This is a genomic window from Colwellia sp. BRX8-9 (assembly GCF_014077245.1).
Classification (GTDB): Bacteria; Pseudomonadota; Gammaproteobacteria; order Enterobacterales; family Alteromonadaceae; genus Colwellia_A.
This window is the reverse complement of sequence record NZ_JACGVN010000009.1, coordinates 82,330-95,328: the sequence shown is the minus strand read 5'-3', so window position 1 is coordinate 95,328 and position 12,999 is coordinate 82,330. Positions and strand designations below refer to the sequence as shown.

The 12,999-nt window shown below is 39.5% G+C and carries 12 protein-coding genes; 5 read left to right on the top strand and 7 right to left on the bottom strand.

Going from position 1 to position 12,999, the window contains the following annotated elements:
* Positions 1–165: 165 nt before the first annotated feature.
* From H4J70_RS09630 to H4J70_RS09620, 3 genes are read left to right on the top strand one after another with little or no spacing between them, the layout of a single operon-like run.
* Positions 166–774, top strand: a complete 609-nt coding sequence (locus tag H4J70_RS09630) for an energy transducer TonB (protein WP_182215360.1) — start codon at positions 166–168, stop codon at positions 772–774.
* Between the two features lie 9 nt (positions 775–783).
* Positions 784–1,380 carry a sigma-70 family RNA polymerase sigma factor gene (locus H4J70_RS09625; protein WP_182215361.1) on the top strand — a complete coding sequence of 199 codons (597 nt, stop codon included), beginning with the start codon at positions 784–786 and terminating at the stop codon, positions 1,378–1,380.
* Positions 1,377–2,084 (top strand): energy transducer TonB, encoded by a 708-nt coding sequence (locus H4J70_RS09620; RefSeq protein WP_182251024.1) that lies wholly within the window; start codon positions 1,377–1,379, stop codon positions 2,082–2,084. Before H4J70_RS09625 ends, H4J70_RS09620 begins: the two co-directional genes overlap by 4 nt.
* A 150-nt stretch (positions 2,085–2,234) precedes the next feature.
* On the opposite strand, the gene H4J70_RS09615 is transcribed toward H4J70_RS09620, so the two are convergent.
* A complete protein-coding gene (locus tag H4J70_RS09615) occupies positions 2,235–4,568 on the bottom strand; it encodes a fatty acid cis/trans isomerase (protein ID WP_182221445.1) in 2,334 nt (777 codons plus the stop codon).
* A 354-nt stretch (positions 4,569–4,922) separates the two neighbouring features.
* Here H4J70_RS09615 and H4J70_RS09610 point away from each other — a divergent pair, with 354 nt between their 5' ends.
* Positions 4,923–5,330, top strand: coding sequence for a GFA family protein (locus tag H4J70_RS09610; RefSeq protein WP_182251023.1), 408 nt, complete (start codon positions 4,923–4,925; stop codon positions 5,328–5,330).
* Between the two features lie 77 nt (positions 5,331–5,407).
* Here the strand turns inward: H4J70_RS09610 and H4J70_RS09605 are convergent, their stop codons facing one another.
* The 6 genes from H4J70_RS09605 to H4J70_RS09580 form a co-directional block, all read right to left on the bottom strand.
* Complete coding sequence (locus H4J70_RS09605) at positions 5,408–6,466, bottom strand: WD40 repeat domain-containing protein (protein ID WP_182221446.1); 1,059 nt, start codon at positions 6,464–6,466, stop codon at positions 5,408–5,410.
* Positions 6,467–6,479: 13 nt separating this feature from the next.
* Entirely contained in the window at positions 6,480–7,223 is a 744-nt protein-coding gene (locus H4J70_RS09600; RefSeq protein WP_182215370.1) for a S9 family peptidase, read from the bottom strand.
* Between the two features lie 149 nt (positions 7,224–7,372).
* The gene (locus H4J70_RS09595) at positions 7,373–8,017 is read right to left on the bottom strand and encodes an NTP transferase domain-containing protein (RefSeq protein ID WP_182215372.1); all 645 of its coding nucleotides are present in this window, start codon (positions 8,015–8,017) and stop codon (positions 7,373–7,375) included.
* A gap of 24 nt (positions 8,018–8,041) precedes the next feature.
* A complete protein-coding gene (locus H4J70_RS09590; protein ID WP_182215373.1) occupies positions 8,042–9,064 on the bottom strand; it encodes an XdhC family protein in 1,023 nt (340 codons plus the stop codon).
* Between the two features lie 90 nt (positions 9,065–9,154).
* Positions 9,155–11,332: a xanthine dehydrogenase family protein molybdopterin-binding subunit gene (locus tag H4J70_RS09585; protein WP_182215375.1), complete on the bottom strand. Its 2,178-nt coding sequence runs from the start codon at positions 11,330–11,332 to the stop codon at positions 9,155–9,157.
* Position 11,333: 1 nt separating this feature from the next.
* On the bottom strand, positions 11,334–11,801 hold the full coding sequence (locus H4J70_RS09580; RefSeq protein ID WP_259364808.1) for a (2Fe-2S)-binding protein: 468 nt from the start codon (positions 11,799–11,801) through the stop codon (positions 11,334–11,336).
* A gap of 211 nt (positions 11,802–12,012) precedes the next feature.
* Between H4J70_RS09580 and H4J70_RS09575 the strand changes: the two genes are divergently transcribed.
* Complete coding sequence (locus H4J70_RS09575) at positions 12,013–12,996, top strand: ABC transporter substrate-binding protein (protein WP_182215377.1); 984 nt, start codon at positions 12,013–12,015, stop codon at positions 12,994–12,996.
* The last annotated feature ends 3 nt before the right edge of the window (positions 12,997–12,999 follow it).

Below are 12,999 nucleotides of genomic sequence, written 5' to 3'. Positions count from 1 at the left end.
TCATTTTACAATATAGTTAATGATGAGCAATCACCAGGTTATTTATAAATATCCCTTTAGTTAAAAATAATTTAACCCCTTATACTTTTTCCAAACGTTTTACCTGTATAAGTCGCAATTTTAGCGCTTATAACTGTTTTTTGTTTGTTAAATAAAGGAATTACTATGGCTAAATTATTATCTTATATCAGCTTGGCAGTTATTATTACTTTTAGTTTATTTGCTTTTATGGCGTATTTAATCAGTAGCGACAGTGTAAATATTACCAAGCCATTAACCGATGTTATTGTTGAAGTGGCACAATTACCTGAAGATTCAAAAGTTATTGAAATCGATAAGGTAAAGCTTGAACCACCAGCACCACCAGAGCCTATGCCAAGAAATGTTGTGACGATTGATGTTGCAAGTGACACGCACAATTTATCCTACCAATCAGCTCCAATCTCAATGACGGGAGGGAGTACTGGCTTTAAGCAATACCAAGGGATGAATAATAATGAGGCTCGCCCCATCGTGCGTGTTAATCCTAAATACCCAATAGAAGCCATGAGAAAAGGAACTGAAGGCTGGGTGCAATTAGCTTTTGATATTAATGAAGTCGGTAAAGTTGTTAATATCTCAGTGATTGACGCTCAGCCAAAACGTATTTTTGATAAAGCGGCTAGACATGCTTTAAGAAAATGGAAATATCAGGCAAAATCGGTTGATGGAGCTGCGGTCTATCAAAAGGGTCGTACCGTACAATTAGATTTTTCTATGGACCAACAAAGTTAGGATGCGCCTTTGAAGTTACCTTCTATGGTTAAGGGTTGGTTTAATCCAACTATCAGCCCTGAAATATTAATAACGCGTTATATTGCCACCAGCAAAGATAAATATTTTACTTTGCTGGTGAAGCAATTTAATCAGCCAATTTATCATTATCTATTGAGCCAGTCTGATAAAGAAACCGCTGAAGATATTATTCAGTCGATGTGGTTAAAGGTGATGAACATTAAAGCGAGCCATCCAGCACACAGTAATGTTAAAAGTTGGTTGTTTACCATTGCTAGAAATACCTTAATTGATGAATTAAGAAGGCAAAATCGTTGGCAAACACAATCCCTTGATGAGCAGGGGGCGGCCACAGATATACAACTATTGTCGCAGACCAATAATCACTCACTAGAGCAACAATTCGAGTATATCGATAGATTAGCCCTTTTTAATCGAGCGATTACCTTATTGCCTTTTTACCAGCGAGAAGCTTTTATTTTTCAACAAGAAGGTTTTTCACTTGAACAAATTGCCGAATTAACCGGTGAAAGCTTTGAAACGATTAAAAGCCGTTTGCGTTATGCCAGAACTTATATTAAAAATTTATTGGAAGATAAATCATGAAACACCCATCCTGTGATGAAGAGATCTCCTCACTTTATCAACAAAGAAAGCAACAAGTCATCGCACCAGAAATTCATTTGTCAGCTTTGCAAAAAAGTAAAAAATCGCGATATACGCTGATGCAGTTATTGAGCCTATTATTTTTAGGAGCTGTGGCTTCATTTAGTATTTTAGCCGTGATAAGTCATTTTTCTAAGCAAGCGAACCTCCAAACAGCGCCAAAATCGCCAACAAAGCTAAGTGTTGTTGAATATCAGGAAATAACCCCAGAAGATAAATTTATTGCGGTTGTTATACCGCCATTAGCACCCAAACAACCCTATGTTGTTCCTGCTCAGTCTGAGAATGAAGTTGCTCTTGGAGCGAATAATCGACCGGAGACGTTAATTGTTTCACTGCCTATTGATGTTGTCACTGTTTCAGTGACCGCCGATATTAAACCACCCACGTTATCTTTGGTGCCACTCTATCAAGAGCAACCAAAATATTCGGTTGACGCAATTAGAGCCCAACAATCAGGTACCGTAAAGCTGGCTTATAGTATTTCGCCACAAGGTGAAGTTTTAAATATTAGCACTGTCGAGTCGAGTGTTAATCGCGAGCTTAATATCTCTGCTAGAAAAGCGTTATCAAAATGGCGTTATCGTCGAGGAATATACAGTGAAGAGGGCTATGAAATTATTTTTGATTTCACGCTGAAATAAATAAATAAATAATTTATTTAAATTAATTTGAACTTATCAGGCAATAGGGGCTCTTATTATACGAGAGTTTATTTCCCTTAGTGTTTATGTTTTTATAAAGCGTTTCTTGGTTTCAAGAAACGCCTTTTTTTTGCCTTTTTTTCAGTGCTATTACTTATTTTCCAAACGATTGTAATCTAATAAACCAAACTCAATACCTTGATCATTGTTTAGTTGCTGATGTAGTTTGTCGGAAAACGTCCAAAAGTCTGTATTGGTACGTCTGACCGCATAACGACTTTTCAAATTAAAGTAATCATCTTTTGTTTTCATATTTTCTATTGCAACAATAAATTCAGCCACTTCTTGCTGACTAATATTAAAAAACGCTTTCGGGTAAGTCCCTATGGCGCCTCTGGCTACGGTGAGCGTATCTTCTGCTTGTAGCCGACGCTTTTTCTCTGCAAACAAATGCGCTACATTACTATGGGCAGAATTTCTTAACAGGGTAAATACCTGACTTGTGTTGCTATCATTTACGACAACAAAGCTGACTTCTGGTAGTAAAGAAACACTTTCACCAGTTAAATTTTCCAGGCGTTTGAATTTATAGTCATTAATTGACGACGTTAATTGATGACTATTATTGTGTGTTGTTGCGGTATGCTCTTTGAGTAGTTGGTATAACTCTGCTTGGGGTTGGTCAGTTTGGTATTCAATCCCCGAATCGGGCAAATCAGCGAAGTTAGCTAAAAAATTATAGTCATTAACATCCGAACTTGTCTCGCGATACCATAGGTCGTGGGTCTCTTTTCGAACTTTCTGGGGCAATAACATTAAAAAAGCTGATTCACCCTCCATACGTAAAAAGTCCATATATAAACGGGTTTTTAATTGATGAGCAACATCGCCATAAACATCAAATCCAGCAACTAATAAGTAATGAATGCGCTCAAGTAGTGGGTAACCAATCACCCAGGCAGACTTGGGTGGCTTGCCAACAAAACCTTTAACCACTGAAGCACTGTCAAAATGCCGGAAAATAGTCAGTGCAGCGTTAGGATTATTTTCACCACTCCAAATTAAATCAAGGTCAATATTGCCAGCTCGCAGATCAAGGCTTTCAATAAAGGCTTTTTTCGCTGCGACATATTCTTTTTGTCGACTGGCATATTCGCGCCAATCTAGAATCGATAATACGCTGCTGCTGGTTGCTGCTGGAAATTGTAAGAGTTTGCTGTGTTCAACTAAAAACTTGTTAATACCAAACATATCAATATTCTCTGGGTTCTCAAAAGCCACCCAGAATTGATCTTCAATAACATTCAGGGCAATTTGACCTCGGCAAACCGGTCCTTTAATGAAATTCATAATTGAAAATTGCGCTTCATCAAGCAAAAAACGATAACGAGATTCAAGAGGCAATGCCTGAAAGGTAATAAAAGGGTTTGATGCATATTTTAGTTTATAGCCAGGGAGTTTCTCTACCGTGTAATCGGGGCTAAAAAACAGCGCTTTATAGCGAGTAAGTTTCGCTAAATCAAAACGGTAAGGCATATGACGTTTTGCTAAAACGGTGGCTTGTTTTTTCTGTAAACGGTAATAAACGCGCTCAACGTTAGGGTCTTCAAATGGGCGACGAGTGGTAATAATTTGCACCGCTTGTGTGGGTGGTGTTTTTGAACGAACGATATTAAAAAAGCTTTGCTGGCTAGCGTCAAAATATAAATTGGCTAAATATAAGTGTTCGTAAAGATATCGGCCAACGAGCTGTTCTTTTTTAGAGTCGCCATTTAAAAAAGTCTCCCATTTTTCAACCATAACAAGCTCAGTCGCACTTGGTGCAGTAGGCGCAGGCATTTTTGCACCTTCAGCTAACCATAGCGTTAACTGTTGGTATTCATCATCAGGTAAATTAGGTAAAGCGTAAGGCATGCCACCTAAAGGGTTATTTTCTTGATAATGTTTGAATTCATCTATGGTGGGGCATTCTTGCTGGCGGTTTAGACTAACATCAAATGCTTTCGATAAAATCACCTCGTCAGGTAAGGGATTATTACGCTTTAGCTGTAGCATTTGATACATCAAGCTGCTGGCTAAGTTGGCTTGTGGTGATTGCTGGCGTTCATTTAAAACAGGATAAAACTCTTCATTACGCCATTGGTCAATTGTTTTAGGATTACCTTGGATATTAGTTACCGGGATCGCTTGTAAACGGGCACCATCATAAACAACAGTTTTATTGGCGCCTCGTTCAATACCGGCAATAGATTCCATTTTTAATTGGCAAGGTGCATCGTAACAGCCATGACAAACAATACAGCGATTTTCTAAAATTGGTCGCACTTGATTATGAAACAGCTCGCTTTGTTGTGGCGTTATAGCCGTAACATTGCTGCGATGAATTGGGTTTGAAAAGCCGTAACGGTCATCAAGCTCAACATAAGTGATCGTTGCACAACCTGAAATAAAGATGAAAAGTAGTAATAATTTAAAAAAACGCATTAAAATCCTAAAGCATAAAACGTGCAGTCAATCGCTGCTTAAGCTAACAATTTTAATATAAATAGCCGATAAGGTTAAGTGCTTTTTTATTAGGGCATTTTTATGCATTAACAAAGCACGATGAATAATGCGCTATTTGTAGCCGTGTTATTTATGAGGAGGTGAACCCTATCTGTGGTTTATATCGGTAATAATAATCAGATAATTACTGGGTTTGGGATAAAGCGGCCCATTTATCTATATTGCTTGTTTTTTAGATGATAATAATCACAACTTATTGATAGAATCTATAACGATTGCCAAGACTCAAGGCGAATGTAGTGTCTTATAAAAACAAACCAAAGGGTGGATTATATGTATTTAGGTCAGTGCTTGTGTGGCACGATAAACCTTAAAATTAGTGGGGCAATAAGTGATATCATTCACTGTCATTGTTCATTATGTCGAAAGAATAGCGGGACGGCTTTTGCTACCAACGGTTTTATTAATACCGCTGATTTTGAGATCACTTCAGGTGAAGCGTTTTTAACAACCTTTGCCTTCAAGTCTGGTAGAAACCGTCACTTTTGCTCAAAATGTGGTTCGCCTGTTTTTAGTTCAAATGAGCAAGACCCAACAAGGCTGAGACTTCGTTTAGGTATAGTTGATTCTGATATTTCAGAAAGACCTATTTCGCATAACTTTGCTACCTCAAAAGCAAACTGGGAAGATCTTGATGAAAACCTTCCAAGATACGATGCTTTTGAACCTAGCCGAAAATAATCTCTATTTTGAAGGTTAAGTCCATCGCTAAATCATAATTGTGCAGTGTGATAAAATTTTCATATCACACTGCCTTCTCAATAATAACGTTTTAGCAATGATGTTGTATCCCAAATCACAACTTTTCCATCCGCGCCTGAACTGATCAACACTTTACTGTCAGACGATAGATTTACATTACTAACATCGTTTTTATGGCCATTAAGTCTTTGTATTACATTCCCTGTTTTAACATCCCAAATTCGAACGGTAATGTCATTTTCATCAGTCTCGTATGCCCATTGATATTGAAGAAATTCACTGAACATGCCTTTGTCGCGACCACCGCTTACTAAAAAGGAGTCATCATGACTAAATGTTAAGTCGTAGATAGAATATGAATCGTCTTCTAATGTATTGAGTACTTGCCAATTAGTGGTATCCCATATTTTTATCGTATAGTCATCGCCGCCGGAAGCTAGAAGCTTACCGTTGTGACTAAAGGCTAAATCTAAAACCGCTTGGTTATGTTCTTTTAATGCTCTTACATGCTCACCAGTGAACGCATTCCACACATTAATAATGTTATCTTCGCCACCGGTTAACAGAGATTTACTATCAGGAGTGAAGGCCACGCCCCATACATCGCCTTCGTGTGCAGATAAGGTTTTTGATTCACCAGACGTTAAGTTCCAAAGACGGGCGGTATCGTCAGCGCTTACACTGGCTAAGCTTTTTCCATCGGGGCTGAAGGCTAATTTAACGACCATGCCCTGATGACCAGAAAATGTATTAAGTAACGCTCCGCTGGAAACTTGCCAAATTCTTACGTTATTATCATAGCTGCCAGTAGCGAGGATTTTGCCGTCATGACTAAATTTAACGCTAGGCACTCCTTCTGGGTGTTTAAGCGATTGTAATACTTTGCCGGTATATCTATGCCAAATTTCAACGTTAGGTCCTGAACTTCCTGTGGCAATAAGTTCGTTATTTGGGTGTAAATCAGTTTTACAAATACTGTTTTTATGAACAACGCACTTGGTGTATTCTTTAACGCTTTGACTCGTTAAATCTTTAGCTGTGGTGTTGTTACTGCATCCAACTATCAGTGTTATTCCAACGATAAATATCGTTATTTTTTTTAAAGTTGTTGTCATAATTATTCTTAAGCTATTTCACTAAATTACTATCTAACCAACTCACCATATAACTGGCTAGTTGCGTATCACTGTCAAGTAAAGGGTAACCATGTGCAGACCCTTTATAAGCAATAAATTTACTATTCATGCTTTCAGACGCCGTAAATAATTTTTGCGCACTAAGGTAAGTGCCGGTATCCATTTCTGAAGCGATGATCAGAGTAGGTTTGTCCGCTAGCATCTTTTTATAGCGCGTAATGTTTTCATCAGGCTGACCTGATGAGAAAAAACCAATGAGATTTACAGGATTATTTTCTGCTAAAATAATGGCTTGAGAGCCACCACAACTTGCGCCAACTACACCGACTATACCTTTGTCTGACATTTTACTTTTCAAATGGTCATAAGCGAGTTGAACATCACTAGGCCAATGTTTAGACACCTTTTGCCAAGCGGCACTTCGTGATTCTCTTGGTAATGCTTGAACCTTTTGAACACTAAATTCATCGTTAGCACTGTCACCAAAGCCTCTGAAATCTAAACTCAAGGCATGAATGCCCTTGTCTGATAATTGCTGGCCGATGTCGTTATACATGGTTCTATTGTAATTACATTGGTGCAATAACAATACCGCGCGATCACTGGTTTTATTACTCGGGTAATAACTCGCTTTTAATTCAAAGCCTTGGTCGGTGGTTAACGTAAGGTCAGTTGCCTGACTTGATGCGGTAACTGCAAATAACGCGGCAGACATTATTTTTATAAAAGTGTTCATAAATTTTCCTGTTGTTTTGGCTGGCCCGTTAATTAATCGGTTTACTCTAAACTAACCAATAGATGAGTTTATTAAAACAGCAAAGCGTTAAATTGTCGAAAAATTAGGCTTATATAATGTAATAGGTTGTGTTTTAAATATTAGAACGTTTATGTATTGCTATACCAATCAGCCAAATCTTGCTGGGTATCGATATCTTTTTCGGTATGAGGAAGGTTTACTGTTTGAAGGTTTTCTTTATTAGTATATAAAACAGACTTAGCGCCTTTATCACCCTTTAAGAGCATTAAGTCGGTAAAATAAACTGAGGGGAAAATAGCTGGTGGCATGAATTCTTGCCCTGCTTTTGCACAAACTAACGTGTTTGGTAACGCTAAAGACTGTTTTATTAATGCGATATAGTCATCTGCAGTTAAAGCAACTTGATCAGCCAATGCTATCAAAATATGGCTGATGCTACTTTCATCATCCTGTGCATCATTTAGCATGTGTTCAACAGACTGTGCAATGGTATGACCTAAGCCTAAATGTGCCGCTTCGCAATAATATAAGAGGTCGGGGTCGTCTAATAATTCGCTTATTTGTTGATGATAACGCCCTGTCGCGACACCAATATTTTTGTTACTGATATTCAGTGTCTTAAGTGCTAAAAACAGTTGTTGTAAAGCATGTTCGAGTAAAGTTATTGACGTTTCTTGTCGCTGTACTTTTGCGAGTACCTTAATACCGTTAAAGCGTTCACTTTTACCTGCCGCCAGTAGCACTATTTTCAAGTTATAATCGGGGCGTTTCATGGTGTTATTGTTCGATGGCGACGACTAAAGTACATGGCTAATCGACTGAGCACTTTTGTTAAATAAGCTGGCATGGCACTCGGCAAGTATCGATAAGGCTATGCTCTCAGGCAAGGTTCCACCGATTTCAAGACCCGCAGGGCCGGCGAATGTAAACGATAAAGATTGCTCGACAACTTCAGCCTGAGTAATAACTTGCTGTTTTCTATTGTTTGGACCAAGCAAAGCTAAATATTGAATATTGGTGTTAGCTAAAGCTTTTAGAGCCTGTGCATCAATCGAGACATTATGGCTCATCAATATGGCGGCGTTAACATCTTTTTCTGCAGCAAAGGTGGTCAGTACTTCGGCTTCGCCTTTTATAATATGGCTAACATTTGAAAAATATTCTTTTCGAGCATTGGCGGGACGTGGATCCCACAACGATACTTTCCAACCTAACTGTTCAGCCATATTGACCAGCGGACGTGCGTCAATACCTCCGCCAACAACAAGCAGATGAGGTTCGGGTACAATCGGGGTTGCTAACCAGTTTGTTTTGTCATCGTTATTTAAGGGGGAGGGAATTAATGTCGCTGTTGCCGCTATATTCGTGACTTTTTTCGCTTCGAAATAAGCTTGCGCATCATTGCCTTGCTCGACAATACTTTGATAAAGGTAGCCAGAAATACGATGCTTAAGTGCGTCGTAAACTTGCGCCAATGATAAATAGTCATTAGCGGCATGGACTTGCTGCAACATTATATAAATCGTGCCGCCACAACCAATACCCAGATGAAAAGATAAATCATCTTCGTCAGTTCCATCATAGCAAACCAACATTGACTTGTTTGTTTGCATAACTTTTCTGGCATTAACACCGATATCTGACTCTAAACAGCCACCACTTAGCATACCTAATTGATCACCTTGGCTACTAAATAACATCATAGCTCCGGGTTTTCTGTAACACGGGCCTTCGGTCTGGTAAATAGTAGCAAGTACCCAATCAGCGTTATCTCGATGCGGGTACCATTGCGCTAATAAGTGCGATAAATGATTGCTCATAGGAAAAAGTCCTTGCTGAGCAATACGTGTTGTTGCTCGAAATTGCTACAACAATATAAAAAAATTAACAATAAAACGTTCATTTAATCCTTACACTGACATCGGTTTAAAAGGTAAATCTCTATAGCGCTTACCTGAAGCGGCAAAGACAGCATTGCTTAATGCGGGTGCAAAAGGAGCAACACCGGGTTCGCCTAATCCTGTTGGGCTTTCATCTGAATCAGGAATATGAACCCTAACATTTGGCATATCGGTAATACGCATAACGGGGTAATCATGAAAATTTGAATTAACCACGGCACCTTCTCTAAAGGTTATCTCGGTGCTTAATGCTAATGACATGCCCATAACAACGGCGCCTTCCATTTGCGCTGTTGCGCCATCAAGGTTAAGTACTTGGCCACAATCTATCGCACAGTCTACATTTAATACTTTAATATCATCACCGTTGACTTCAACATGTACTGCCATGGCAACAAAGCTTTGAAAACTATAGTGCACCGCTAAACCAATAGCTTGGCCTTTTGGTAGTGATTTACGGTTCTCCCAGCCTGATTTCTCAGCAGCAATGGCGAGAATATCTTTAGCTCGTTTGACGTTTGCTTGCTGTTCTTTATTTTTATTGTTATCAAAAAGTTGATTAACAAAAGACAAAGGATCTTTATTTGCTTTGTACGCTAATTCGTCGGCAAAGGTACTAAAAGCAAAACCATAGAAAATAGCATAAACTGCCCGGTACCAACCAATACGCGTATGAGCTTTGGCATCGCCTGATTCGACACGACAATTCTCAATACCAAATAAATGATTAGTAATATCTTCTAAACTATTCGCCGGTGTTCTAACTAACGAAGGGTCAAATAAGGTTGATATTGAAGGAAAGGCGGCGCGATGTAACCAACCGGTCACGTTTCCTTGGTCGTCCATAGATGCTTCAATGTGTTGGGCATTTATCGAGTGATAATAGCCCGTACGCATATCTTCTTCGCGGGTCCACGTTAGCTGAATTGGCACACCAGTCTTTTCTGAAATAACAGCGGCTTCATGAACGTAGTCACACTTAAATTTACGACCAAAAGCACCACCGGCCATTGCTACATGCACCACGATATCTTTTGGCTCGCGTGTTAAGTATTGCCCTAATACTTTTTGAATATCGGCAGGGCTTTGTGTTGACGCCCATACTTCACAGGAGTCTTTTTGCACCCATACGACACTCGCATTAGGCTCCATCGGTGCATGTGAAAGATGTCCTCCGGTATAAGTGGCTGACATTTTATGTTTTGCTGCGCCAAACGCTTTTTCAATATCACCACGTTCAGCGGCTAACGTTGCTGGTTTTTCAACATTTTTAACCAGTTGCTGTTTATATTCTTTGGTGTCGTAAATAGCATTTTCGCCTAAATCCCAAGTTATTTTTAACTTTTTCACCGCTTGTTGTGCCGTCCAGCTATTGTCAGCCACTACGGCAACACCGCCAATAGAACCAAACGGGATGTTAAAACGTGGAATTTCGATAACGTCAATAACACCTTTCATTTTCAAAGCCTCGGTTTTATCAAGGCTTTTTAAGGCGCCGCCTAAAACAGGACAATGGATCATGGCCGCATATTTTAAGCCGGGTAGTTTAGTATCGACACCATAAATACGTTTACCGACCACCACTGCTGCCTGATCATGACGAGGTAATTCTTTACCTATGTAATTAAAATCACTTTTCTTTTTAAGCACAGGTTTTTCAGGTATCGGCATATTGGCAGCAATACTTGCTAATTCACCATAAGCGAGTTTTTGTTGATTAGTTTTATTAATAACAAAATGTGCTTGAGCAAAGCAGTTTTCAGGAGAGGTTTTCCACACTTTTGCTGCTGCGGCAATTAACATCGCTTTTGCTGTCGCTCCAGCTTCACGCATAGGCTGGTACATTACGCGGATACTCGCTGAGCCACCTGTTGCTTGCGGACCATATTTTTCGTCGGCGTCACCTTGCTTTACCGTAACACGCTGCCAATCAGCTTCCATTTCATCAGCGACAGCAGAAGGCAGGGCAGTACTAATACCTTGGCCCATTTCGCAGCGGCCACAATAGATAATAGTATCGCCATTTTCAGCCAGGTGAATAAAAGCGTTAAGTCCATCACCACTGTCTTTGATAATGCCCTTTTCTGCTAAGGCATTCATCGGTAAAGCAACACTTATCATTAAACCACCGGTGGCTAGACCTGCTGTTTTTAAAAAATTACGACGGCTTACGTTTGAAATGGTCATACTAAACCTCCTTACTTAACGTGTCAGCAGCTTCAACGATGGCTTTTTTAATGCGTTGGTAGGTACCGCAACGACAAATATTACCTTGCATTGCCGTATCAATTTCAGCTTCAGTGGGGGAAGCATTAACCGCTAACAAGCTCGCCGCATTCATAATTTGTCCGGCCTGACAATATCCACATTGGGGAACATTATTATTTAACCAAGCTTTTTGTAACGGGTGGTCACCCTTTTCGGATAGTCCTTCAATGGTGGTGATTTTTTTATCAACCAAGGTACTTACTGGAGTAATACATGAACGTATGGCTTGGCCATCAACGTGAACGGTACAAGCACCACACAAACCACTACCACAGCCGAATTTGGTGCCAGTGAACTCCAAGTTGTCTCGAAGAAACCATAAAAGTGGCATATCACCATCTACCGTAATTTCATGGGCTTTTCCGTTGATTATCATCGACTGTTTCATAAGTACTATCCTATTTTTGTGTGATCCTAGATTAGCTTGATATGGCCCATTACACAAAAGTAAAATCGGCAAACAATCAAATATCTACGACCAAAGACAGATTGTGCTGTTATCAGCGCTAAAAGTCAGGTTTTCACATAATTATTGTCTATAATTTATTGAAAACCTGTCTATAGTTAGTGCAATATTAAAACAAAACTCTAAGGCTCACATGTGTAGCAAGAAAAAACTAATACTGTTGTTATTCATTATTTTTAACCTACTGACGTTTACTTCCTCACAAGCGCAGACCCTTCGTAATGACGAACCGATAAAAATTGTCTTAAACGATTGGACAAGTCAGTTGGTTTTATCTCATATTACAGCCGAATTATTCGAGGGCATGGGCTACTCTGTTATTTTTTCAAAAAAAACCACAGGTGCTCAATGGGGGGCACTGCAACGTGGCTTAGCACATGTACAAATGGAAGTGTGGCAAGGCACCATGGAGAAAATGTATACCCGCATGATAGATGAAGGTGGCATTATCGATGCAGGTTCTCATGATGCGAAAACGCGTGAAGAATGGTGGTTCCCTGACTATGTGCTAGACCTCTGTCCGGGCTTACCCTCTTGGCGAGCGTTAAATAGTTGTGCGCACTTATTTGAAACTAAAGAAACCTCACCGAGGGGACGCTATCTTGGAGGACCTTGGGAGAAACCCGATGGGGCGAAAATAAGAGCACTAGACCTTAAATTTAAAGTAGTTACTGCTAACAATAGTGATGAGCTTTGGGAAATACTCGATAAAGCGATACGTAATAAGCAACCCATAGTGTTATTTAATTGGACACCTAATTGGATTGAAGCAAAATATAAAGGTCAATTTGTTGAGTTTCCACGCTACCACTCTGACTGTGAAACAAAACCTGAATGGGGCGAAAATAAGAATTTTTTGCACGATTGCGGAAATCCTACCGATGGTTGGTTAAAAAAAGTCGCTTGGCATGAAATGCCAATAAAATGGCCGTGCGCATTCGAAACACTCACTAAAATTAACTTTAGTAACGCAATGTTAGCTAAGTTGGCGTACGAAGTAGATGTAAACAAATTGACCTATCAAGAAGCCGCAACACAATGGCTGGCAGACAATCAACAGCTTTGGCAGTCTTGGATTTCACCATCGTGCCAAATAACAAATAAAATAACAGGTTAATTC